We start from the raw sequence: 22,354 nt of genomic DNA on the forward strand, positions 1-22,354 counted from the left end.
CCCATTTGCAACGCCGCGTCCGCCTTCTGATGTCGAGCCTGTTTCTTCACACGTCAAGCAGGGAGCGTTAGATGCTGAGAAGCCAGGCTGGCCGATGTGCGGCGACTGTGCTCGTCGTGAGTCTTCTCGCGGCATGTAGTTCAGCGTCTGCGCCACCGACCGATATTCCGACGGTTGCGGAACTAGACCCCGCCACGGGTGCGGTGAACCTGCCATTCGATCGCTACACAGCAGATGTCGAGGACGGGAACCTCTTCCGAGCGGCTCAGGCAGCGGCACGGGCAGTCTGTGCGCGGGATGCGGGGGTCGAGTTCGTCGCACCAGCGTACGTGGAGCAGGACATCTATCGCTCGGAGTCCTTTCTCGGACCGTGGACACTGGACCAGGCCCAGAAGTTCGGTTTCGTCGAGCCTGCTCCCGACGCAGACCTCCGTGCCAACGGCTACGTGTCCGCGGACTATGGAGAGCCGAGCAGGTTCGACTACGCCGCAGTGGGTGAAGCGAACTCTCGTCTGACGGAAGATGAGTGGGCGGTGGTCGACGAGTGCGGCACAGCTGCAAGTGAGTTTGCGCCGCCGGCCACGGGTCCCTGGTTCGCAGAACTTGATGCGCTGAACCGGGATGCTCTTGATCCGGGCTCGTCCGCAGTTGCTCCGATTCTTGACGATCTCTACGAATGCTACGAAGAGCGCAGTATCGGCCAGCACACGTCCGTCGCCGGCTGGCCTCAGGGGGCGGACAATCACGTCATCAACGAGGAGCAGATCTCCCTCGCGATCGCCTCTGTGGAGTGCAAGATCGAGCGTGGGACCACGCAAAAGCTGGCAGATGTGTGGGCGGCAGCACAGGCGCCGATCCTTGAGGAGTATGCGGCCGAGGTGGTCGAGTCCGGCAACAGGCTCGATGCCGTCCGGGAGGATGCCAAGGAGTTCCTCGCAGCCCACCCTGAAGTGACAGAACTGCCGTGACCCGGCTGGCCCGGACGCGCGGTCGTGCCCGTTGGATCTGGGCAGTTGTCGTCTCGGCCGTCGTGGCGATCGTCGCGGCATTTGTCGCCGGAGTCTTCGTCGACTCTCCGTGGCGGGATGCGGCTGCCAACGCCGAGAGGCAACCGCTCGTGACGGCGACGGTGGAAGAACGCGAGTTGACCGCCGACGCACCCGTCGTGGAGGGGCGCTACCTCGCTGGGACGACGTCGGAGCTGACGACGACGGGAGATGCGGCCCTGCCCGTCGTCACCTCACAGCTGCTCGAGCCCGGCGATGATGTGACGTCAGGATCGGTGATTGCCGAGATCTCAGGTCGGCCCGTCATCGCGCTCGCGCTGCCCTTCATGCTCTACCGGGACTTGGCTCCTGGGGCTGAAGGTGCGGACGTGAGAGTCGTCCAGGACGTGCTTGCGACGTTGGGGCACTACGACGGCGCTGTGGACGGCAAGTACGGCGGGCAGACCTCGGCCGCCGTCGATCGGCTCTACGCTGCCGCGGGGTATCCCGCTCCGTCGCCTGGTCCTGACGCCCTTGCCGCCGTCGAGGCAGCCGAGGCGGATCTCAGCCAGGCCCCTGCAGCACCGTCTGGCGAGCAGGACGGGGAAAGGTCGACGGAAGCTGGCGACGAGACTCCGGGCGGCCCATCGACCGTTGATGTGGCTGCCGCGCGCGTTGCACTCAGTGACGCGCGCGAGGCAGCCGGAACGCCCTTGCCGAGATCAGAGATTGCTCAGCTCGCCGATGCCGCCACGGTGCTCTCGGTTGCTTCGGTCGGGACCCTCCTGAGCGACGGAGCCTCCTACCTCAGAGTCCGTACCGGCATGCCAGCTGTCACGGCGAGGGTTCCTGTCGGCGCGGTCGATGCGTTTCCCGTGGGCGCATCCGTCACCGTGTACTCCGTCACCGACACGTCTGCGGCGATCGACGGCGTCGTGTCGGACGTGAGCGAGTTTCGTGATCCAGATTCCGAGACGATTCCGAACATCTCGGGCCATGACGTGTCGATCCGGTTCGACGCTCAAGACCTGCCGTTCGACGAGGGAGACACGATGGTCCTCGAGCCGGTGGAGGAGACCGAGCCTCTCGCCGATGGCCCCGCTGTTCCGCTGCTGGCACTGCGGGAGGGGCCTGAGGGCTCGTACGTCCTCAGCCCTGACGGGCAGCAGATTCCTGTCGACGTCGTTGCGACAGGACACGGATATGCGGTCGTTCGAGGCGTCGACCCCGGAGACACGGTGGTTGTCTCGGGGAATCCCGACCGTGACGCATGACCGTCATCGAGCTCGCGGCGATCACTCGGACCTACGCCATGGACCCTCCGGTCGAAGCACTGCGAGGTGTGTCGCTTGTCGCGCACGAGGGCGAGTCGCTGGCCATCGTCGGCCGGTCCGGGTCAGGGAAGTCGACCTTGCTGAACATTCTGGGGATGCTCGACGAGCCGACCTCCGGCGTGTATCGGCTGCTCGGCCGGGATACCCAGACGCTTTCCGGTGCGGCGCGAGATCGGTTCCGGGCCTCGTCGCTCGGGTTCGTGTTCCAGGATTCCCACGTCCTTGGACATCGAACCGCGGCGGAGAACCTCTGGCTACGGCTCGCACTCGCGGGTGTTGCGCGGTCGCAGCGGGCATCTCTTGTGGAGGAAGCGCTCGCCAGAGTAGGCCTCTCGCATCGATCCGAGTCTCCAGGGCGTCTCCTCTCCGGCGGTGAGAAGCAGCGGCTTGCCGTGGCACGGGCGGTCATCACACGGCCTCAGGTCTTGCTCGCCGACGAACCGACCGGAAACCTCGACGTCGAGAACGGTGCCGCAGTCCTCGACCTCTTCGCGGAGCAGGCTGCGACCGGCGTCGCTGTCCTGATGATCACCCACGATGTTCACGCAGCAGCGTGGGCGGATCACCGGGTTGAGCTGGATGACGGGTACATCCGCTCTGACGGGACGCGGAGATGATGGGGCCGGAGGGACGTCGGCGGAGACCCTCTGTGCGGGACCTCGTCGACGACGTCGTGGTGGAACTCTCGGTGCGCAAGGTGAGAGCGCTGCTCGTCGTCGGAGCAGTCGCACTCAGCACGGGTGCGCTCATCGCCTCACTGGGCATCGCAGTGACCGCTGCGGCGCAGGTCGGAGCGGATATTGCTGCCGCAACACTGGATGTCGTCGAGGTTCGTGTCGAATCACTGGCTGACGGAGCGCTCGACACGTCCGTCTTCCCCGATGACGCGGACGACCGGGCGGAGGCTGTCGACCTGGTCGCGTCAGCCGGCCGCCGTCTCGACCTCTCTGAGGTGTACCCCACGGCGGTCGCGAGGAGCGGGCACGCCGGGGCGGTCCCCACTCCGGGGATTCTCGTCGTCGGAGCAACCTCGGGATATCTCGACGCTGCGCATGCGGTGGATGACGAGACGTACACGTTCTGGCTGGATCGTCCGACGGCTCAGGTCGCCTTCCTCGGACCTGGTGCTGCCCGAGACCTCGGGGTTCCTCTCGACGGCCCGACGTCGGGGCTCCGCGTCTGGATCAACGCCGTTCCCTACGACATCGTGGGGGAGGTCGAACCGGACGGTCCGGCAGCGCTCGACCAGGCGGTCGTCATTCCGTATGCGCAAGCCGTGGCATCGGCGCGCAGTGACGCCGACGCCCGGATGCTTGTTCGGACTCTTCCCGGGGGTGGCGCGCAGGTCGCCGGCGTGATCGCGACCGCTATCCGTCCGGATGACCCGGCGCGGCTGGAGCCGTCGGCGGTGGTCTCGCTCTCGTCCTTGCGGAACGGGGTGTCGACGCAGCTCGATCGGCTCGCGGCCTGGATCGGGAGCATCCTGCTGGCACTGGCGGTCCTCCTGGTCGCCAACTCCATGATCGTCTCGGTGGCAGCGAGGACGTCAGAGATCGGGCTGAGGCGGGCGTTGGGGTCCTCACCGGTGACGATCGCCGGCCTCTTTGTGATGGAAGGGGCGGTCGTCGGCGGGCTTGGAGGCTTGGTCGGCTCGGGGTTCGCGTCGTCTGTGGTCGTGGTGACGTCGATCCTGAACGGTTGGGACCCCGTGCTCGATCCACTGCACATGGCGAGCGGCCCGCTTCTTGGGCTCGCGGCGGGGGTCGTGGCGTCTGTCTATCCATCCGTGCGCGCTGCACGCATCAGTCCGGCGATCGCGTTGCGCGCGGACTGACTGACGATGAGGTGGATGCCCCGGGTGAGTCGCCGCGATGCGGCACATGCCGTGGAGGGCGCATAACGTCGTCCCATGCCCGACGACGTTTCCAGCGGTTCCGCAGCCCCCGAGCCTTCTTCAGGTGTGCCCTCGGAGGGCGCGCCGCTCGCGAAGGGTCTGCGCACCCGGCACCTGACGATGATGGGCCTCGGGTCCGCCATCGGGGCCGGCCTCTTCCTCGGCAGCGGGGTCGGGATCCACACCGCGGGCCCCGCGGTGCTGATTAGCTACATGATCGCGGGCGGGCTCGTGATCCTGCTGATGCGGATGCTCGCGGAGATGGCGACGGCCGTCCCGGCGTCGGGCTCGTTCTCGGTCTATGCCGAGACTGCGCTGGGGCGCTGGGCCGGGTTCACGATGGGCTGGCTGTACTGGTTCATGCTCATCATGGTGCTAGGCGCCGAGATCACCGGGGCCTCGCAGATCATGGAGCGCTGGCTCCCGGGCGTCCCCGCATGGGTGTTCGGCGCCGCGATCGTGGTGGTGTTCGCCGTCGTGAATCTCGCCGGCGTACGCAACTTCGGGGAGATGGAGTTCTGGTTCGCCTTCATCAAGGTGGCGGCGATCGTCGCGTTCCTGGTGGTCGGCGTGCTGCTGGTCTTCGGGCTCCTGCCCGGGACCGAGCCGGTGGGGACGGAGTACCTGCTGGGGTACGGCGGTTTCGCCCCGATGGGGATCCAGGGGATCGCGTCGGCGCTGCTCGTGGTCGTCTTCGCGTTCGGCGGGATCGAGATCGTCACGATCGCCGCGGCCGAGGCGCGTGACCCGCAGAAGGCCGTCGCGAAGGCCACCAACACGATCGTCTGGCGCATCCTGTTCTTTTACGTCGGGTCGATCGCGATCATGGTGACGGTGCTGCCGTGGAACTCGCCGGCTCTGCTGGAGAGTCCGTTCGTCGCCGTTCTCGACGTGGCCGGGTTGGAGAACGCGAGCCGCGTGATGGAGGTCGTGGTGGTCGTCGCGCTGCTCAGCGCCTTCAACGCCAACATCTACGCGACGTCGCGGATGATGTTCTCGCTCGCAGGACGTGGTGACGCGCCCGCCGTCATGGGACGTGTCTCGCGCACCGAGGTGCCGTGGACGGCGGTGCTGCTGAGCGTGTTCTTCGGGTTCGTGTCCGTGTTCCTCAACTACCTGCTGCCCGAGGCGCTCCTCGAGATCTTGCTCAACGCGGTGGGCGCCGCGCTGCTGGTGATCTGGATCTTCATCGCGGTCTCCCAGCTGCGGCTGCGTCCCCGCATCGAGGCGGCGGCGCGCGAGTCGGGGCAGCCGATGAAGCTGAGGATGTGGGGCTACCCGGGGCTGACGTGGTTCACGCTCGCCGCGCTCGGCGGGCTCGTCCTGCTGATGCTGACCGACGACGTCGCGCGCGCTCAGGTGCTCTCGGCCGCCGGGCTGACCGTGGTGATCGCGGCGATCTTCTTCGCACGGGAGCGGTGGCGCTCCTCGTCAGAGCGACATGCGGCCTAGGCTAGGCAAGCCTTGCCTCAGTAAGATAGGGTGCTGACGTGCCGTCAGTTCCACGTCCTGCCACCCCGGAGGCGCCATGTCCCCCGCAGCAACCCTGACCGACCGCCCGACGCTCTCGGCGAGCCTGCGGGAGGGAACACGTGCCGAGCACGGGAAGGCGGAGTCCACCGGGTTCATCGAGGCGCTGATGTCCGGGCAGCTCACCGTGGCGGCCTATGCCGACCTCGCGGCGCAGCAGTGGGCGATCTACGGGGCCCTGGAGGCGGCGAGCGCCAGGGTCGGCGTCCACCCCGCCGGGGCGTCGCTGGTCTTCGACGAGCTCGAGCGGACGACGGCGATCGAGCAGGACCTGACGTTCCTCCTCGGCCCCGAGTGGCAGCGTGCCGTGACGATCCGCCCGGCGACCCGCGCCTACGTGGCGGCGCTCTCGGACCTGGGGGACGACGTCGCGCTGTACGCCGCGCACGCCTACACCCGGTATCTCGGCGACCTCTCGGGCGGGCAGATCGTCAAGCGCATGCTCGAGCGGCACTACGGGCTCGGGCCGGAGGGCCTGGCGTTCTACACGTTCCCCGAGATCCCGAAGGCCAAGCCGTTCAAGGACCTGTACCGCGAGCGCCTCGACGCGCTGCCGCTCACCGCGGCGGAGGTCGAGCGGACCGTCGCCGAGGCCTGCGTCGCGTTCCGCCTCAACAGCGCGGTCTTCGCCGACCTGGGGGCCGTGCACTGCTGACGCCGTGACGCACGGAGGCCCGGCACGCACGGACCGTCCGGACGATCGGACGGTCTGCACGCACCGGGCCGGCGCGGTTCAGATCACTTGAGCGTGACCACGATGCCGCCGGAGAACGCCGAGTCGTGCAGGTCGATCGTCGCTGGGACCGCGTCGGCGGGGACATCGAAGGCCACGATCCCGTCGACGGAGTTGCCGGGGTTGATCTCGGTGGCGAGGCTGTCGGACTCCTCGAGGTAGATCGAGGCCGAGCTGTCGGCTGAGTGGGTGCGCCCCTCGGTGTCGGTCAGGGACTGGTTGTCGCCGAAGAAGTACTGCGACTCGTCGCCGATGTTCTCGACGCTCATCGACACCAGGACGTACTGGCCCTGCGCCTCCTGGCTGAGGTACTCGTTCCCGACCGACGCCACGCCGGTCTCGACCCCGGTGACGGTGAACTCGAACTTGCCGTCGCGGACGGCGTCGCCGATCCCCGGGGTGGTCTCGGCCGGCTCCTCCTTCGGGGCCTCCTCCTTCGGGGCGTCCTCGGCGTCCGCAGTGTCGGCCGTGTCGGCCGCGGCGTCCTCGGACTCGACGGCCGACTCCTCGACCGCGGTGGCGTCGCCCGTCGTCGCGGCGACGTCGCCGTCGTCCCCGCCGCCGCCGAGCACGTTGACGGCGATGATCAGGACGATCACCCCGCCGATCCCGGTCAGGATCTTGTGCCGGGCGAACCAGGACTTCGTGGCGACCGGTGCGGGGTTCTGCGGGGCGAACGGCGGCTGCTCGGGGGCGGACTGCTTCTGGGTGGGCCCGGTGGGCTCGGTGGGAACGGTCATGATGACTCCTCGGTCGGTGCGTCGTGCAGGACGATTGCGAACACCACCGATCCTGCTCGGCCGGGGTCCACGGCCGCGTCGCCCGACCGGCTCGGACCGGGTAGCCGGACGGTTGACGTTCGGCGGCCCGGCACCAGCCGGACGGTGGACGACGGAGTCGGTGGGCCTGCGTAGGCTCGCGGCCATGCATCCCGATCACTGGGCGCCGCCCGCCAAGGCCCCCACCGCAGCGCAGGGCGCCGAACGGCGCGCGTTGGGCAAGATCGGGACGGGCTTCGCGGTCGCGAGCGTGTGGTTCTGGTCGATGCTGAACGCGGCGTTGGAGCAGCCGGCCGAGGGCGACGTCGAGATCCTGGCCGCGGTCGTCGGCTTCAGCGCGGCGGCCCTCGTCGCGACGTCGATGCTCTGGCGGCGGCGGTACCCGCTCCTCGTGTGCCTCGGGGCGGCCGCCCTGGGTGTCGTCCTGCCGATCGGCTCGCTGGGAGCGCTGATCGCGTTCAGCTGGGTGGTTCGCCGACACCCGGTGCGGCCGATCCTGGTCGCAGGCGGCGCGACGTTGCTCGCCACGGCGGCGTCGCTCCGGCGCGACGGAGGCCGGACCGGCAGCCAGGTGATCTGGTCGGCGACGTCGTCGGACGGCACCTACTCGTCGATGACGTGGATCGGCTACGTCATCCTCGCACTCGTGGCGATTGCCGTCGCCACCGGCGTGGGGCTCCTGCGCCGGTACGCCGCCAACGCCGCGGAGGCCCGCGGACTCGCCGCCGCCGAGGCCACGCGCGCCGACACCCTCACCACCGAGGCCGCGTTCATGCGCACCGAGCTCAGCCGGCAGGAGGAGCGCGACCTGATCGCCCGCGAGATGCACGACACCGTCGCCCACCACCTGTCGGTCCTGTCCCTGCACGCCTCGGCGCTCGAGGTCGGCAGCGACGACGACGCCGTCGGCGAGGCGGCACGGTCCATGCGGACCTCCGCGCGCACCGCCCTCGACGAGATGCACGGCCTCATCCATTCCCTGCGTGCCGGGGCCGAGCACTACGCGGGCACCCCGGCGGCGCTCGCGGACCTGCCGAGGCTTCTCGACGACGCACGGTCGGCCGGGCTGGACGTCTCCGGCACGGTCTTCGTCCAGGAGGCAGAGCAGGCGCCGGACGCCCTGAACCGCGCCGTCTACCGGGTGGTGCAGGAGTCGTTGACGAACGTGGTCAAGCACGCGCCGGGTGCACGCGCGGACGTCGACGTCCGCGCACGGCCCGGGCAGGGCGTCGACGTGGTCGTCCGCAACGCACTGCCCGCGGACGGGACCTCGGCGACGATGCCGGGCGCGGGCGCCGGACTGGTCGGCATGCAGGAGCGGTGCGAGGCGCTTAGCGGCACGTTCTCGGCAGGTGCCCAGGACGGGCGCTTCGTCGTCACCGCGCACCTGCCGTGGGCGGTCGACCCCGCCTGACCGGGGATGTCGCCGGTCACGGATAGGGTCGGCGGGTGATCAGGGTGATGGTCGTCGACGACGACCCGATGGTGCGCAGGTTGCTCGAGACGATCCTCGGTGCCGACGGCACCGTCGAGGTGGTCGCGACGGCGGCCGACGGCGACGAGGTGGTGCCGGGGATCCAGGCCCACCACCCCGACGTCGTCCTGATGGACCTGCACATGGCACGTGTGGACGGGATCGCGGCGACGCGGGCCGTCACCCGCCTCCCGACGCCGCCCGCGGTGCTCGCGATGACCTCCTTCAGCAGCGAGGCCGCCGTCATCGACGCCATCCAGGCCGGTGCCGCCGGGTTCCTGGCCAAGGACGCCGACCCGGGCGAGATCTCGCGCGCGGTGGCGGCGGTCGCGGCCGGCGACGGCACGCTCTCGCCCCGTGCGGCCAAGGCGGTCGTCGCGCGTGTCGCGGCCGACCCGCGCGCTCCGGAGCGGGACCACGCCCAGCGGCAGATGGCCGCGCTGACGGCCCGGGAGCACGAGCTCGCGTGCGCCGTCGCGCAGGGTCTGTCCAACGCGGAGATCGCCGCCACCGCCTACGTCAGCGAGGCCACCGTCAAGACCCACCTGAACCGGGCGATGACCAAGGTGGGCGCGACGAACCGGGTGCAGCTCGCGCTCGTCGTCGACCGTGCGGGATTCGGCCCCGTGACGGCTTGACCTGGCCTGACCCCGCCGGCCCGGCTCAGTCCGCGCGTCGTGACGGCGGTACGTCCTCCAGGAGGCTGTCGGTGAAGTGCTCGACGAGCGCGTCGACCTCGGGCTCGCCCTCCCACTCGGAGACGAGGTGCTCGATGTGGGTGCGCTCGACGGCGCGGATCCGCTCCGCGGCCTCGTGCCCGGCTGCGGTCGCGTCGACCCGGTCGCCGTCCACGCTGACGAGGCCCTGCGCCTCCAGGCCGAGGGCGACGCTGCGGGCCGTCGCCTCCGAGACCTCGGCGCGTTCGGCCATCGTGGCAATCGAGCGGGTGCCCTTGAGCGAGACGCGCGTGACCATCCAGCACTCCTCCGGGTCGAGGTCGACCTCCCCGGTGATCGCGGAGTAGACGCGCAGCGGGTCACGTGCACCGACGCGCTGCCAGAGGATGAGCCGCAGCTCCTCGGACGAGGTCCGGCTCGACGGCAGCGCGAAGGTGTCGCCCGCGGCCTGGCCGGCGTTCTGTGCCTCGTCGCTGTCCTTGGTCGCAGTGCGCAGGGTGACCTCGGGGAGCATCCACGTCAGCAGGAACGCGACGACGGCCACGGGCACCGCCCAGAGGAAGACGGTGTGCAGCGAGTCGGCGTAGGCCTGCGTGAACCAGGTCTGGACGTCGTCCGGGCACTGGGCCAGCCCGGCGGTGCTGGCCGCCAGCACGTCGGGTGCGCACGGACCCTGGGCGCTGTCCGGCGCCCCGCTCAGCAGGTTGCCCTCGAGCCGGTTCGCGAACACGGACCCGAAGACGGCGACCCCCACGGAGGATCCGATCGTGCGGAAGAACGTCGCGCCCGAGGTGGCCGTGCCGAGGTCGCGGTACTCGACCGAGTTCTGCACCGACAGCACGAGCACCTGCGTCACCATTCCGAGCCCGGCGCCGAGCACGAACATGCTCAGGCCCGCCTGGAGCGTCGAGGTCCCGACGCCCATGAGCGAGAGCAGGTACAGCCCGAGGGCTGTGATCGCGGTGCCGAGGATCGGGAAGACCTTGTAGCGGCCGGTGCGGGAGATGATCTGCCCGGACCCGATCGACGTCAGGAGCATCCCGACCATCATCGGGGTCATCTCGAGTCCGGAGGCCGTCGGGCTCGAGCCCTTGACCTGCTGCAGGTAGAGAGGGAGGAACGTGATCGCGCCGAACATCGCGAACCCGATCACGAAGCCGACGACCGCGGCCGTGGAGAAGGTCTTGTTGCGGAACAGGCGCAGGGGGAGCACGGGCTCCGGCGCGCGCTGCTCCACGAGGACGAAGGCGCCGATGGCGGCGACGCCGAAGATCGCCAGGCCCCAGATCTGTGGCGAGTTCCAGTCCCACGTCGTGCCGCCGAGGCTCGTGACCAGCACGAGGGACGTCGCGATCGCGCCGAGCAGGATGATCCCCGCGTAGTCGATGGACGGCTTGGCCCGCGGCGTGATCTTCGGCAGCACCGCCACGACGGCGATGAGCGCGACGATCCCGATCGGGATGTTGATGTAGAACACCCAGCGCCACGACAGGTTGTCCACGAAGAACCCGCCGAGCAGCGGTCCCGCGACCGACGAGACGCCGAAGACCGCACCGAAGAACCCCTGGTACTTGCCGCGCTCCCGGGGGGAGACGACGTCGCCGATGATCGCCTGGGAGAGCACCATCAGCCCGCCGCCGCCTGCGCCCTGCACGGCACGCCAGGCGATGAGCTGGCCCATCGTCTGCGACGTGCCCGAGAGGATCGAGCCGATCAGGAAGATCACGATGCAGATGATGAACAGCCACTTGCGGCCGTAGAGGTCGCCGAGCTTGCCCCACAGCACCGTCGTGGCCGTCGACGCGAGCATGTACGACGTGACCACCCACGACAGATGCTCGGCCCCGCCGAGGTCCGAGACGATCGTCGGCAGCGCGGTGGAGACCACGGTCTGGTCGAGCGCGGCCAGGAGCATCGCGAGCATCAGCCCGCCGAAGATGAGGTAGATCTGACGCTGAGGCAGCTGAGCCGTCTCGGTGCTCTGGGCTGACATGTCGCTCCGGCGGGTAGTAGGGCCTACGACGGCAGATTGCCACGGAAAGCACTCGTCGGCAGGGGGAACCGGTGGGAGAATCTCGGCCATGACCTCACCGGGAACCGTCCTCGCCGTCTGCCGCGTCGCACAGCTCGTCCCCGACCCGGGCAGCGTCGGCGTGACCGCGATCGACAAGCGTCCGGTCGACGGCCCCGTCAAGGTCCGACCGCTCGGGCTCTACGCCGACGTCCAGGCGGACCGCGACCACCACGGCGGACCGGAGCAGGCGGTCTACGCCTACTCGGCCGAGGACGCCGGCTGGTGGTCCGCCGAGCTCGGCTACGACGTCGTCCCCGGGCTGTTCGGGGAGAACCTGCGCACCCACGGGGTCGAGACGTCCGACGCCGTGATCGGCGAACGCTGGCGGGTGGGCACCGCGCTGCTCGAGGTCACGGACGCCCGCACGCCGTGTGCGACGTTCGCGCGGCGGCTCGGTGAGGAGAAGTGGGTGCGGCGCTTCACCGAGGCGAACCGGACGGGCTGCTACCTGCGGGTGCTGACCCCCGGCGTCGTGCAGGCGGGGGACGACGTCGTCGTCGAGCACCGGCCCGAGCACGGCGTGCGGATCTCGGACTGGTTCCGCGCCAGCTCCGGCGGCGGCGACCCGGAGGTGGCGCGTGCGCTCCTCGACGCCCACGCGCAGGGCGCGGTCCGCCTGACCGACGAGATCGAGGAGAAGGCGCAGAAGGCGCTGGCCCGCGCCGCGGCCCGGGAATGACGCACGTCCGCATGCCGTTGTCGTTGCCGTGACAACTATTGATATCTGGTCAGACATCGCCTGCCCCTGGTGCTACGTCGGCAAGCGCCGCCTCGAGACGGCGCTCGCCGACCACGACGGAGACGTCGAGATCACCTACCACTCGTTCGAGCTCGCCCCCGACACGCCCGTCGACTTCGAGGGCACCGCCGCGGACTTCCTCGCCCACCACAAGGGCATGCCGCTGCCCCAGGTCGAGCAGATGCTCGGGCAGATGACCGAGCTGGCCGCCGCCGAAGGGCTCGACTACCACTTCGACGACGTCCACCAGACCAAGACCCTCGCGGCCCACCAGCTCCTGCACCACGCGCTGTCCAAGGGCGTGCAGCTCGAGATGAAGGAGCGGCTGCTCAGCGCCTACTTCGTCGAGGGCCGCCACGTCGGCAAGGTCGACGAGCTCGTGGCGCTCGCGGCCGACGTCGGGCTGGACGCCGACGAGACCCGCGAGGTTCTCGAGGCCGGGACGTACGCGGACGCCGTGCAGGCAGACATCGCCCAGGCGCGGGCCTACGGGATCCAGGGCGTGCCGTTCTTCGTCTTCGACGGCAAGTACGGCGTCTCGGGGGCACAGTCGCCCGAGGTCTTCCGCGACGTGCTCGCCCAGGTCGCCCCGCCGACGCTGCAGACCGTCCCGGGCACCTCGAACGCCGAGGCCTGCGGACCGGACGGCTGCGCGATCTAGCACCGAGCACGACCGCGCCCCCGCCGACCGAGGTCGACGGGGGCGCCTGTCCGTGCGGGGTGACTAGCTCGGGACGTAGTTGAACTCGTCCGGGTTCGGGCCGATCCGCTCGCCCTTGTCGAGGGCCGTGATGTCCGCCCGGTCGGCGTCGGTGAGCTCGAAGTCGAAGAGAGCGAAGTTCTCCTCGATGCGCTTCGGCGTCGCCGACTTGGGGAACACGACGTCGCCGCGCTCGATGTGCCAGCGCAGGACCACCTGGGCAGGGGTGCGCTCCAGGCGCTCGGCGATGCGCACGACCGTCGGGTCGTCCAGCACCTTGCCCTGGGCGATCGGCGACCAGGCCTCGGTCACGATGTCGTGGCCGGCGTTCGCCTCGCGCACGTCGCTCTGAACGAAGTACGGGTGCACCTCGATCTGGTTGACGGCGGGAACCACCGTGCCCGAGTCGAGCAGCTTGTTGAGGTGGTGCGGCTGGAAGTTCGAGACGCCGATCGCGCGGGCCTTGCCCTGGCGGTACATCTCCTCCATCGCGCGCCACGTCTCGGTGAAGTCTCCGACCTCGGGCAGCGGCCAGTGGATCAGGAAGAGGTTGACGTAGTCGAGACCGAGGTCGGCGAGCGTCTGGTCCATCGCGGCCAGCGCGTCGTCGTAGTCGTGGAAGCCGTTGTTGAGCTTGCTCGTGACGAAGACCTCGCTGCGGTCCAGGCCGGAGTTGCGCACGGCCTCGCCGACGCCCGCCTCGTTGCCGTACATCTCGGCGGTGTCGATGTGGCGGTAGCCCGCCTTGAGCGCCGTGGCGACCGCGTCGGCGGTGTCCTCGGGCGGGATCTGGTACGTGCCGAAGCCGAGCTGGGGGATCTGCACACCGTTGTTGAGCGTGATCATGGGGACAGTCATGCGTCGACCTCCAAAGTCGTTGCGGTACGTCCCAACCTGTCAGGCCGACCGCGCGCTCGCCAGCGGTGACGCTACGGGCGAACGGGGGAATAACGACGTCGCGTGGCGGCGAGGTCAGTGGCGCAGGTGCGTCGGGGGTGCGGCCCGCGGACCGCGGCGCGGACGCTCCCCCCGGCCGGACAGGGCGAGGAGCCGCAGCACGCGGAACCGGTGGGGTCGCGAGGGCTCGAGCAGCTCCAGCATCTGCGCGTCTGCCGGTGCGAGCCCCGTGGTCCGGACCCCGGGTCCGGGGCGCGGGACGTGCTCCCCGGTGAAGGCGTGCACCACCCCGTAGGCGACGTGGAAGTCGCCCACCGGCACCACGTCAGCGTCCCCCCAGGCGCGGCACGCCACCTCCGACGCCGTCCAGCGACCCACGCCCGGCAGCGACGTCAGGCGCTCCTGCGCCTCCGCGGCGGGCAGGCTGCCGAGGCGCTCGAGCGAGGCGGCCCGGGCCATCGCCGAGGTGACGGTCCGGGCGCGTCCGGGGTCCACGCCGGCCTGCTGCCACTCCCAGGTGGGGATCCGTGCCCAGTCGGCGGCGGCCGGGGCGACGCGCATCCCGTCCGGCGCGGGGCCCGGGGCCGGCGTGCCGAAGCGGCGGACCAGCCGTCCCCAGGCGCCGAACGCCTCGATGCTCGTCACACGCTGGTCCAGGATCGCGCCGACGAACGCCTGGGCGACCTCGTCCGTCCGCGGGATCCGCAGGCCGGGGTGCTGATGGTGTGCCTCCCGGACCGGGGCCGGGGGCGTGAACGTCGTCGCGTCGTCGAGCTCGCCGAGCAGCGTGGGGACCCGGTGGATCGCCTCCTCGGCGCCCGGACCCCACGCCCGCACGACGGCGGAGCGCGGGCCGTCCGCGACCAGCGCCGTGGTCACGGGGCCGGACGGGAGCAGGGCGGTGCGCCAGACTGTCCCGTCCAGGCGGCGTTGCACGGGGTCGTACGGTCCGCGGGCGAGCAGACCGAGCGTGTCACCGAGGCTCAGCGGGCGGTCGGAGACGTGCCGGACCTCCGCGTCGGGGCTGTGCGTCGAGCTCACCGGTCTGGTCCGTCCGTCGGAGGTCTGCGCGTGAGCGACTCAGTCGAAGAGCGTGCCGTTCGACCAGGCGGGCTCCGCGGGGCGTTCCGTGGCGGCCTTGGTACCGGTGGTCACGGCGACCTCCTCGCGGGCAGAGCTCGGGCGGCGCGACGTCGCGCCCTCGACGAGCGGGGAGGCCTCGCCGAAGACGGCGTCCAGGTCTCCCCGCCCCGACGCCCAGTCCTGGGCAGCGTGCCCCGCGAGCTGGTCGGCGCGCTCGTTGAACGGGTTGCCGACGTGGCCACGCACCCAACGGAACCGCACCGGGCCCTCGCGCTCGGAGATCGCGCGGTCGATCGACTGCACCAGCTCAAGATTCTTGACGGGGCTCCCGCTCGCCGTCTTCCACCCCTTGCGGCGCCAGCCCTCGAGCCACTCGGAGGCGCACTTGATCGCGTACTGCGAGTCCGACTCGATCATCAACGGCTCGGCGCCCGGATGAGCGCGGACGGCCTCGAGCAGAGCCGTCAGCTCCGCGGTCTGGTTGGTCCCGGAGGCTGCACCACCGGCGTCGAACGTCCCGTCGTGGTTGATCCAGGCCCACCCGACCGCGCCACCTGGATTGCGGAGGCACGATCCGTCCGTACTGACAGTGATCACGGTTGACCTCAAGGTTCGGGCTTCGTGGACCGGAGTCCACCTACCACGGTGCATTGTGCCTGATCGCACCCACAGATCACAGAAACGACGACGACGGCGACCCGGGCGGGCCGCCGTCGTGCGCACAGGACGTGTGGACCCGGGCGGCGTCGGACGCCCGGGCGTTGCTCAGCGGGTGCCGAGCAGGTCGATCACGAAGATCAGGGTCTTGCCGGAGAGGCGGTGGCCGGCGCCCGCGGGGCCGTAGGCCAACGACGGCGGGACGACGAGCTTGCGACGCCCGCCCACCTTCATGCCCGGCACCCCGCGCTGCCAGCCCGGGATCAGACGGGCGAGGGGGAACTCGATGGGCTCGCCGCGGCTCCAGGACGAGTCGAACTCCTCGCCGGACTCGTACTCCGCGCCGAGATAGTGGATCGTGACGGTCGCGCCCGGCTGGGCCTCCTCGCCGTCGCCCACGACGACGTCGACGACCTCCAGGTCGGTGGGTGCGGGGCCCTCGGGGGCGTCGATCTCGGGACGGGTCAGGTCAGCAGTCATGGTGCGATCCAACCCCGCCCGCCGTCCGCGGCGCAAGCGTGACAGGCGAGAGGGTGGTTCTCGCCGTCGAAGGGCGGAGCGCAGGTGGTGGACCCGTCGTGATCGACCACGGGTGCTCGACGTCCGTCGTCCGCAAGGACCCAGACCTGCGCATCGTGCGCGAGGATCGAGTCGTCGCGCTCCTCGGTGAAGGTGACGCCGTCGTCGTCGCCGAAGACGAGGACGGTCAGCGGCATACCTTCGATCTCGCGAACCTGGAAAGGTACCTCACCGTCGATGCCGCACACGTGGTGCGCGGCGCTGCGCGCGAGAGCCACGCACGCCTCCACGGACTCCACGCGCCCGTCGGCCCGTGGCACACCGAGAGCTGCTGAGTACCCGAACTCGTCCTCGAGAACCGTGAAGGAAGAGATGTACGCCCCGTCGCCCTCGACCGCGGGCCACACCGCCGCCGTCTCAGGTAGCAGGCGATCGGCGTAGGCGTCGAGAAGAGACGGGGCGGGCCGATCGCACGGATCGTCGGCCATGCATCCCGCGAGCAGGCCCGCGCCGAGCGCCGCTGCCAGCAATGCGCTCGGGAAAGGTCGTTCGAGTCCACCGCTGCGCGCGTCGCGCACACCCTGGGAACGAACCGAACCGAACATCTCGACGCCTCTCAACGTGCCGGACAGAGCGCGGACGACTGACCTCGGGGTCGTGTTCCGGCCCCTCATGAGATCACAAACCAGACAATCATCCGGCGCTGTCCACCGAGGCCCGCGCGACGCGGCGCAGTACGACATCGGCGGGCGGAACCGTCGCTCGTGCGCACCCGTGGGCCGGTAGGTCGATCCGTCGGGCCCGGCGAACCGAAGAGTGTGGACGACCGAACGCACGTCGGGGCCGAAAGTCAGACACTGGAGGGGTGAGCGACGACCGATCCACCGACCCGCGCCTGTCCGGCAACGGCTCCCGCACGCCCGCCGACGTGAAGCGCTGGCGCCGGTACCTCGCCGACGAGCGCGCCGAGGCGGGGGTGTACACGGACCTCGCGTCCCGGCGCACGGGGGAGGAGCGCGACATCCTGCTGGCGCTCGCGGACGCGGAGGGGCGTCACGCCCAGCACTGGATCGACCTGCTGGGCGACGACGTGGGCCGGCCGCAGCGGGGCGACTGGCGCAGCCGCGGTCTCGCGTGGCTCGCGCGGCGGTTCGGCGGGGTCTTCGTCCTGGCCCTGGCACAGCGGGCGGAGGGGCGGTCGGAGTACGCCGCCGACGTCGACGCGACGGACGCGATGGCGGCGGACGAGCAGATCCACGCCGAGGTGGTCCGCGGGCTCGCAACGCGGGGCCGCAACCGCCTCTCCGGCACGTTCCGCGCCGCCGTCTTCGGGGCCAACGACGGACTCGTCTCCAACCTCGCGCTCGTGCTCGGCATCGGCGCGGCGGGTGCCGGGGCCGCGACGGTCCTGATCTCCGGGCTCACGGGCCTGCTCGCCGGCGCGCTGTCGATGGCGGCGGGGGAGTTCGTCTCCGTGCGCTCCCAGCGCGAGCTGCTCGACGCCTCGACGCCCGATCCCGAGGCGAGCGCCGCCGTCGGACGCCTGGACGTCGACGCCAACGAGCTCGCGCTCGTCTACCGGGCGCGCGGCATGGCGCCCGAGGAGGCCGAGGCCCACGCCGCCGAGATGCTCGCGGCGACCGGTCGGCCGATCGTCCCGGCCGGTACGGATGACGACCACGAGACCCACGGCACCGCCTGGGGCGCTGCCTGGTCGAGCTTCTGCTTCTTCGCCTCCGGCGCGCTGATCCCGGTGGTGCCGTACTTGTTCGGCATGACGGGGATCGCTGCGGTGCTGACCGCGACGGGCCTGGTCAGCGTGGCGCTGATCCTCACCGGCGCGACGACGGGGCTGCTCTCGGGCACCTCGCCCGTGACGCGGGCGCTGCGTCAGCTCGCGATCGGGCTGGGGGCCGCCGCCGTCACGTACGGGCTGGGACTCGTGTTCGGCGTGACGGTCGGCTAGTCCGTCGGTGACGACCCGCTGTCCCGGGGCGCGAGCGCGGCGTCGGCCAGCTCGTGCGGTGCCGCCGCGACGTCGAGGCGGATGCCGTCTTCGTCCGGGTCGAGGGGCTCGAGCGTCTCGAGCTGGGAGGCCAGCATCCCGGCGCCCATGAAGTGCCCGGCGCGCGCGCCGATCCGCTCGGCGAGGAGGTCGGGGGAGCCGTCGAGGTGGACGAACCGCACGCGTCCGCGCGCCTCGCGGAGGGTGTCTCGGTAGGGGCGGCGCAGTGCCGAGCACGTGACGACCGTGGACCGGCCGGCGTCCGCCTGCGCCGTCAGCCAGTCGCGCATCGCGGCGAGCCAGGGTGCCCGGTCGGCGTCGTCCAGCGGTGTCCCGGCCTGCATCTTCGCGACGTTTTCCGCCGGGTGGAAGTCGTCCGCCTCGGCGTACGGCCGGCCGGTCCGCTCCGTGAGGATCTCCGCGACGGTGGTCTTGCCCGAGCCTGCGACGCCCATGAGGACGAGGTGTTCGACGGTCATCCTCCCTGGATAGCACGCGTGCGCGGCCGTACCGGACCGATTGCCGCAGGTTGCCTAGAGTGTCCGCAGGATGGGTCCTGAGATTTCTCGACAGCGGGGTGTAACCACGACGCCGGTGCCGGCAACGCAGGGGGAGCAGGGGTACACCGACCGAGAGGGACAGGCGATGGGCGACCGCGAGGAGCGGTTCAGCGAGGCGTTCCGCGCCCACTACGGCGAGCTGACCCGGTTCGTCGCCCGTCGTGCTCCGTCCCGGATCGTCGACGACGTCGTCGCCGACACCTTCGCGACCGCCTGGCGGCGCTTCGACCCCGAGCCCACGCACGTGCGGCCCTGGCTCTTCGCCATCGCCTACAACGTCATGCGCACCCAGCTGCGCGGGCTCGGACGCTGGGAGTCCCTCCAGATCCGCATGGACGCCGAGCCCCCCCTGCCGCCGTCCGACCTCGCCGACGAGGTCGCGCTCCGTACCGACGTCGTGGAGGCGTTCGGTCGCCTGCGCGCCGCCGACCAGGAGGTGCTCTCCCTGGCCGTCTGGGAAGAGCTCGAGACCGCCGAGGCCGCTCAGGTTCTCGGCTGCTCCTCCAGGGCGTACCTCGTCCGGCTGCACCGGGCGCGACGCCGACTCAGCACGATGCTCGCCGCGACGACGCGGCGGGCCGATGTTCAGGGGGCACGATCATGAACGACTCACCCGTCCTGCAGGCACTCGCTGCCAGCGACCCTGCGCGTGACGTGGTCGCCGACCCGGACGCGCTGCCCGCGCGTGCGCTGCTCGCACGGACCGTCGCCCAGCCCGTCCCCGAGCCCCGCCCGGTCCCACGACGTCGTCCGGCCGCCGTGGCCGCGGCCGGTGCGGCCGCCGTCGCACTCGTGTTCGTCGGCGTCGCCGTGCTCGGCCCGTCGGGCACCGTCGCCTACGCGACCTGGGAGGCGACCCCCTCGGCGGCGACGGCGTCGGCGCTCGCGACGGCCGAGACACAGTGCGCGCCCGCCGCGGCCGAGGGCGGGACGGAGCGGGTCCTCGAGCAGCGTGGCTCCTACGTCCTGGCGGTCTATGCCGACGACGGTCGGATCGCCCAGTGCCTGACCGGCAGCGACGTGCCGACCGCGGGGACCTCCACCACGGGGGCGCTTCCGGCTCCCGCCGGGCCGGACGACGTCGAGGTCTACGACGCCGGGGCGCAGGCCTGGGGCGCCGGTGACGGGGAGGTCGTCTCCGTCGTCGGTGCCGTCGGCGACGCCGTGACCGAGGTCAGCGTCGAGAACGAGGCGGGCCTCGTCGTCGAGGCGACCGTGCAGGACGGGTGGTTCACGGCCTGGTGGCCGGGAACCAGTCCCGCTGACAGCATCACCGTGGTGACCGACAGCACCGTCGTCACCGTTCCCGCAGAGCAGACCACGATGGAGTGACATGCGAAAGACACTGACCGCACTGACCGCAGCCGTAGCGCTCGTGCTGACGCCCACGGTCGCGGGGGCGGCCTCCGGGCCCGCGCCCGCCGACGTGGACGGGAGCTCGCCGTCGCAGGGCGAGCCGATCCCGGGCGTGCCGACCGCGGAGTCCGCCGACGCCGAGTGGCGGGCCTGGGCGCAGGCCGTCACCAACGACGCGCGCCTGCGGGCCGACGACCCGTCACCGGGGTGCACGGTGGTCGAGTCGTCGGTCGAGCTCGTCGTGGACGCCGACGCCAACGCGCAGATCGGGGCGCCGGCCGACCTGGCGATGCCCGTCGTCCGGGCCGTGGAGGACTGCGGCGATGAGGCCGCGGAGGCCGCCGCCAAACCCGCCCGCGGGATCGACGCGGCACCGCAGGCCCGGCTCGCCTCCGGCAACCGCTGTGCGTACGTCTCCGGCGGGAAGATCTGCATCTCCGACTCGGGCAGCACGATCCGGGGCACGTACACGGCGTCGAGCTCGACCCGCGGGTTCGTCCGGCTCTACCAGATCTCACCCTCGGCGAGCGGGTGCCCGACCGGGAGCACCCGGGCGACGTCCTCCGAGCGCTCGCTGAGCGCCGGGCAGACGCTGAGCACGTGGTTCTACCAGACCCAGAACAGCGGCTACAACGCGACCTTCTGGCGCGACGTCACGTGGGGCCACACCAAGGCCGGCTCCGTCTGCGCGCTGCTCTGACGCGACGCCCAGGACCGCCCGGACCTGGGGAGATCTGGTGAGAACCACCATGGCGAGGCTCACAAGTTCTCCCCAGGCGAGCGGAATAGCCCCCCGTTAGTGTTCGACGGAGCAGGGGCCGACAAGGCCCACGCACGAACGAGGAGGCGTACGGTGAGCGATTCACCCGGGGGTGTACAGACCACGCGACTGAACAGGCGCGTCGTCGGGATCAGTATCGGAGCCGCGCTCGGCGGGTTCCTCTTTGGGTTCGACTCGTCCGTGATCAACGGTGCCGTCGACGCCCTCCGCGAAGACTTCGGGATGAGCAACGACACCTTCGCGGGCTTCGTCGTCGCCTCGGCCCTCCTCGGTTGCGCCGTTGGCGCCTGGTTCGCAGGCTCGCTGGCCGACAAGTACGGACGCATCCGCGTCATGGTGCTGGCCGCCATCCTCTTCATCGTCTCCGCGCTCGGCTCGGGCCTGGCCGTCGGTGCCTACGACCTGATGCTCTGGCGCATCATCGGCGGTCTGGCCATCGGTGCCGCGTCCGTGATCGCCCCCGCGTACATCGCCGAGGTCTCGCCGTCGAAGTTCCGCGGGCGTCTCGGCTCGCTGCAGCAGATGGCGATCGTGCTCGGCATCTTCGCGGCGCTCCTCTCCGACCAGCTCCTGCAGGGCGTCGCCGGCGGTGCCGGTGAGCAGTTGTGGCTGGGCCAGGAGGCGTGGCGCTGGATGTTCCTCGTCGAGATCGTGCCCGCCACGATCTACGGACTCGCCGCCCTCCGCCTCCCCGAGTCGCCGCGCTACCTCGTCAACAAGGGACGCGACGAGGAGGCGGCCGACGTGCTACGAACCTTCTCGGGCGAGCAGGACGTCGACCACAAGATCGACGAGATCCGCGAGACCCTGCACATCGAGGACAAGCAGTCGCTCGGCGACCTGCGCGGGTCCGCGTTCGGGCTCAAGCCGATCGTCTGGACCGGCATCCTGCTCTCCGTGTTCCAGCAGTTCGTCGGCATCAACGTGATCTTCTACTACTCGACGACGCTCTGGCAGTCCGTCGGGTTCGACTCAGACCAGGCGTTCCTCACCTCGACGATCACGTCGGTGACCAACATCGTCGTCACGATCGTCGCGATCATGCTCGTCGACCGCGTCGGACGCCGACTCATGCTCCTCGTCGGGTCCACCGGCATGGCGATCTCGCTCGGCCTCATGGCGATCGCGTTCTCCCAGGCCACCGGGACCGGCGACGACGTCGCGTTCAGCGGCAACTGGGACACCGTCGCCGTGGTCGGGGCCAACGCCTTCGTCGTCTTCTTCGGTGCCACCTGGGGCCCCATCGTCTGGGTGCTGCTCGGCGAGATGTTCCCCAACCGGATCCGTGCGACGGCGCTCGCGGTCGCCGCCGCGGCCCAGTGGCTCGCGAACTTCGCCATCACGATGACGTTCCCCGCGATGGCGTCCTTCTCGCTGACGTTCGCCTACGGGTTCTACGCGGCGATGGCGGTCCTCTCGCTGGTCTTCGTGTACTTCCGGGTCCCCGAGACCAAGGGGATGGAGCTCGAGGCGATGCGCGACGACGTCCAGGTCAAGCGTGGCAAGTTCGTCGAGTCCACGATGGGGGACGCCGCCGACTCCTGACCCGGCTCTCCTGACGCACGAACGCCGCCGA

At 70.7% G+C, this 22,354-nt stretch carries 23 protein-coding genes; 15 read left to right on the forward strand and 8 right to left on the reverse strand.

The features are described 5' to 3' along the window. The first annotated feature begins 203 nt into the window (after positions 1 to 203). The 6 genes from BLU20_RS03255 (at position 204) to BLU20_RS03280 (ending at position 6,399) form a co-directional block, all read left to right on the forward strand. Entirely contained in the window at positions 204 to 968 is a 765-nt protein-coding gene (locus BLU20_RS03255; protein ID WP_157270281.1) for a hypothetical protein, read from the forward strand. Between the two features lie 62 nt (positions 969 to 1,030). Beyond that, positions 1,031 to 2,260 (forward strand): peptidoglycan-binding protein, encoded by a 1,230-nt coding sequence (locus tag BLU20_RS03260; protein ID WP_083371581.1) that lies wholly within the window; start codon positions 1,031 to 1,033, stop codon positions 2,258 to 2,260. Next, positions 2,257 to 2,937, forward strand: a complete 681-nt coding sequence (locus BLU20_RS03265) for an ABC transporter ATP-binding protein (protein ID WP_083371582.1) — start codon at positions 2,257 to 2,259, stop codon at positions 2,935 to 2,937. Before BLU20_RS03260 ends, BLU20_RS03265 begins: the two co-directional genes overlap by 4 nt. Before the next feature lie 32 nt (positions 2,938 to 2,969). Then, positions 2,970 to 4,154: an ABC transporter permease gene (locus BLU20_RS03270; protein ID WP_172828995.1), complete on the forward strand. Its 1,185-nt coding sequence runs from the start codon at positions 2,970 to 2,972 to the stop codon at positions 4,152 to 4,154. A gap of 75 nt (positions 4,155 to 4,229) precedes the next feature. After that, a complete protein-coding gene (locus BLU20_RS03275; RefSeq protein ID WP_083371584.1) occupies positions 4,230 to 5,666 on the forward strand; it encodes an amino acid permease in 1,437 nt (478 codons plus the stop codon). Between the two features lie 76 nt (positions 5,667 to 5,742). Beyond that, a complete protein-coding gene (locus BLU20_RS03280) occupies positions 5,743 to 6,399 on the forward strand; it encodes a biliverdin-producing heme oxygenase (protein WP_083371585.1) in 657 nt (218 codons plus the stop codon). 83 nt (positions 6,400 to 6,482) lie between these two features. Here the strand turns inward: BLU20_RS03280 and BLU20_RS03285 are convergent, their stop codons facing one another. Further along, entirely contained in the window at positions 6,483 to 7,217 is a 735-nt protein-coding gene (locus BLU20_RS03285; protein WP_083371586.1) for a DUF4352 domain-containing protein, read from the reverse strand. Positions 7,218 to 7,401: 184 nt separating this feature from the next. Here BLU20_RS03285 and BLU20_RS03290 point away from each other — a divergent pair, with 184 nt between their 5' ends. Both BLU20_RS03290 and BLU20_RS03295 read left to right on the forward strand, forming a co-directional pair. Further along, the gene (locus BLU20_RS03290) at positions 7,402 to 8,670 is read left to right on the forward strand and encodes a sensor histidine kinase (protein ID WP_083371587.1); all 1,269 of its coding nucleotides are present in this window, start codon (positions 7,402 to 7,404) and stop codon (positions 8,668 to 8,670) included. A 35-nt stretch (positions 8,671 to 8,705) separates the two neighbouring features. Further along, positions 8,706 to 9,368 (forward strand): response regulator transcription factor, encoded by a 663-nt coding sequence (locus BLU20_RS03295; protein ID WP_197675411.1) that lies wholly within the window; start codon positions 8,706 to 8,708, stop codon positions 9,366 to 9,368. Positions 9,369 to 9,393: 25 nt separating this feature from the next. On the opposite strand, the gene BLU20_RS03300 is transcribed toward BLU20_RS03295, so the two are convergent. Continuing rightward, positions 9,394 to 11,400, reverse strand: a complete 2,007-nt coding sequence (locus tag BLU20_RS03300; RefSeq protein WP_083371588.1) for an MDR family MFS transporter — start codon at positions 11,398 to 11,400, stop codon at positions 9,394 to 9,396. 88 nt (positions 11,401 to 11,488) lie between these two features. Between BLU20_RS03300 and BLU20_RS03305 the strand changes: the two genes are divergently transcribed. Together BLU20_RS03305 and BLU20_RS03310 are read left to right on the forward strand one after the other, a co-directional pair. Continuing rightward, a complete protein-coding gene (locus tag BLU20_RS03305; RefSeq protein WP_083371589.1) occupies positions 11,489 to 12,160 on the forward strand; it encodes an MOSC domain-containing protein in 672 nt (223 codons plus the stop codon). A 28-nt stretch (positions 12,161 to 12,188) separates the two neighbouring features. Then, complete coding sequence (locus tag BLU20_RS03310) at positions 12,189 to 12,881, forward strand: DsbA family oxidoreductase (protein WP_083371590.1); 693 nt, start codon at positions 12,189 to 12,191, stop codon at positions 12,879 to 12,881. Between the two features lie 63 nt (positions 12,882 to 12,944). Here BLU20_RS03310 and BLU20_RS03315 read toward each other — a convergent pair whose 3' ends face one another. The 5 genes from BLU20_RS03315 to BLU20_RS03335 all read right to left on the reverse strand — a co-directional run bounded on the left by BLU20_RS03315 (position 12,945) and on the right by BLU20_RS03335 (position 16,564). Further along, positions 12,945 to 13,778, reverse strand: coding sequence for an aldo/keto reductase (locus tag BLU20_RS03315; protein ID WP_083371591.1), 834 nt, complete (start codon positions 13,776 to 13,778; stop codon positions 12,945 to 12,947). Positions 13,779 to 13,892: 114 nt separating this feature from the next. Beyond that, a complete protein-coding gene (locus BLU20_RS03320) occupies positions 13,893 to 14,858 on the reverse strand; it encodes a DNA-3-methyladenine glycosylase family protein (RefSeq protein WP_157270283.1) in 966 nt (321 codons plus the stop codon). 39 nt (positions 14,859 to 14,897) lie between these two features. Continuing rightward, a complete protein-coding gene (locus BLU20_RS03325) occupies positions 14,898 to 15,497 on the reverse strand; it encodes a ribonuclease H family protein (RefSeq protein WP_083371592.1) in 600 nt (199 codons plus the stop codon). Between the two features lie 168 nt (positions 15,498 to 15,665). Then, the gene (locus tag BLU20_RS03330; RefSeq protein ID WP_029254084.1) at positions 15,666 to 16,037 is read right to left on the reverse strand and encodes an FKBP-type peptidyl-prolyl cis-trans isomerase; all 372 of its coding nucleotides are present in this window, start codon (positions 16,035 to 16,037) and stop codon (positions 15,666 to 15,668) included. Continuing rightward, positions 16,034 to 16,564 (reverse strand): hypothetical protein, encoded by a 531-nt coding sequence (locus BLU20_RS03335; RefSeq protein ID WP_157270285.1) that lies wholly within the window; start codon positions 16,562 to 16,564, stop codon positions 16,034 to 16,036. Before BLU20_RS03335 ends, BLU20_RS03330 begins: the two co-directional genes overlap by 4 nt. A gap of 377 nt (positions 16,565 to 16,941) precedes the next feature. On the opposite strand from BLU20_RS03335, the gene BLU20_RS03340 reads away from it, so the two are divergent. Beyond that, entirely contained in the window at positions 16,942 to 18,042 is a 1,101-nt protein-coding gene (locus tag BLU20_RS03340; RefSeq protein ID WP_231959274.1) for a VIT1/CCC1 transporter family protein, read from the forward strand. Here BLU20_RS03340 and BLU20_RS03345 read toward each other — a convergent pair. Beyond that, entirely contained in the window at positions 18,039 to 18,560 is a 522-nt protein-coding gene (locus BLU20_RS03345) for a gluconokinase (RefSeq protein ID WP_172828996.1), read from the reverse strand. The genes BLU20_RS03340 and BLU20_RS03345 overlap by 4 nt on opposite strands. A 166-nt stretch (positions 18,561 to 18,726) precedes the next feature. Between BLU20_RS03345 and BLU20_RS03350 the strand changes: the two genes are divergently transcribed. The 4 genes from BLU20_RS03350 (at position 18,727) to BLU20_RS03365 (ending at position 22,323) form a co-directional block, all read left to right on the forward strand. Then, entirely contained in the window at positions 18,727 to 19,245 is a 519-nt protein-coding gene (locus BLU20_RS03350) for an RNA polymerase sigma factor (protein WP_172828997.1), read from the forward strand. Further along, entirely contained in the window at positions 19,242 to 19,973 is a 732-nt protein-coding gene (locus BLU20_RS03355; protein WP_083371595.1) for a hypothetical protein, read from the forward strand. The genes BLU20_RS03350 and BLU20_RS03355 overlap by 4 nt, the downstream gene beginning before the upstream one ends. Position 19,974: 1 nt before the next feature. Continuing rightward, a complete protein-coding gene (locus BLU20_RS03360) occupies positions 19,975 to 20,697 on the forward strand; it encodes a hypothetical protein (protein ID WP_083371596.1) in 723 nt (240 codons plus the stop codon). Between the two features lie 153 nt (positions 20,698 to 20,850). After that, positions 20,851 to 22,323 (forward strand): sugar porter family MFS transporter, encoded by a 1,473-nt coding sequence (locus BLU20_RS03365; RefSeq protein ID WP_083371597.1) that lies wholly within the window; start codon positions 20,851 to 20,853, stop codon positions 22,321 to 22,323. Positions 22,324 to 22,354 lie beyond the last annotated feature (31 nt).

Source organism: Paraoerskovia marina, assembly GCF_900105445.1.
GTDB classification, from domain to species: domain Bacteria; phylum Actinomycetota; class Actinomycetes; order Actinomycetales; family Cellulomonadaceae; genus Paraoerskovia; species Paraoerskovia marina.

Coding starts and splice junctions, on each gene's coding strand:
- BLU20_RS03300 (WP_083371588.1), bottom strand. CDS start 11,400: ATGTCAGCCCAGAGCACCGAGACGGCTCAGCTGCCTCAGCGTCAGATC.
- BLU20_RS03345 (WP_172828996.1), bottom strand. CDS start 18,560: ATGACCGTCGAACACCTCGTCCTCATGGGCGTCGCAGGCTCGGGCAAG.
- BLU20_RS03355 (WP_083371595.1), top strand. CDS start 19,242: ATGAACGACTCACCCGTCCTGCAGGCACTCGCTGCCAGCGACCCTGCG.
- BLU20_RS03275 (WP_083371584.1), top strand. CDS start 4,230: ATGCCCGACGACGTTTCCAGCGGTTCCGCAGCCCCCGAGCCTTCTTCA.
- BLU20_RS03360 (WP_083371596.1), top strand. CDS start 19,975: ATGCGAAAGACACTGACCGCACTGACCGCAGCCGTAGCGCTCGTGCTG.
- BLU20_RS03290 (WP_083371587.1), top strand. CDS start 7,402: ATGCATCCCGATCACTGGGCGCCGCCCGCCAAGGCCCCCACCGCAGCG.
- BLU20_RS03335 (WP_157270285.1), bottom strand. CDS start 16,564: ATGGCCGACGATCCGTGCGATCGGCCCGCCCCGTCTCTTCTCGACGCC.
- BLU20_RS03265 (WP_083371582.1), top strand. CDS start 2,257: ATGACCGTCATCGAGCTCGCGGCGATCACTCGGACCTACGCCATGGAC.
- BLU20_RS03285 (WP_083371586.1), bottom strand. CDS start 7,217: ATGACCGTTCCCACCGAGCCCACCGGGCCCACCCAGAAGCAGTCCGCC.
- BLU20_RS03305 (WP_083371589.1), top strand. CDS start 11,489: ATGACCTCACCGGGAACCGTCCTCGCCGTCTGCCGCGTCGCACAGCTC.
- BLU20_RS03350 (WP_172828997.1), top strand. CDS start 18,727: ATGGGCGACCGCGAGGAGCGGTTCAGCGAGGCGTTCCGCGCCCACTAC.
- BLU20_RS03315 (WP_083371591.1), bottom strand. CDS start 13,778: ATGACTGTCCCCATGATCACGCTCAACAACGGTGTGCAGATCCCCCAG.
- BLU20_RS03280 (WP_083371585.1), top strand. CDS start 5,743: ATGTCCCCCGCAGCAACCCTGACCGACCGCCCGACGCTCTCGGCGAGC.
- BLU20_RS03330 (WP_029254084.1), bottom strand. CDS start 16,037: ATGACTGCTGACCTGACCCGTCCCGAGATCGACGCCCCCGAGGGCCCC.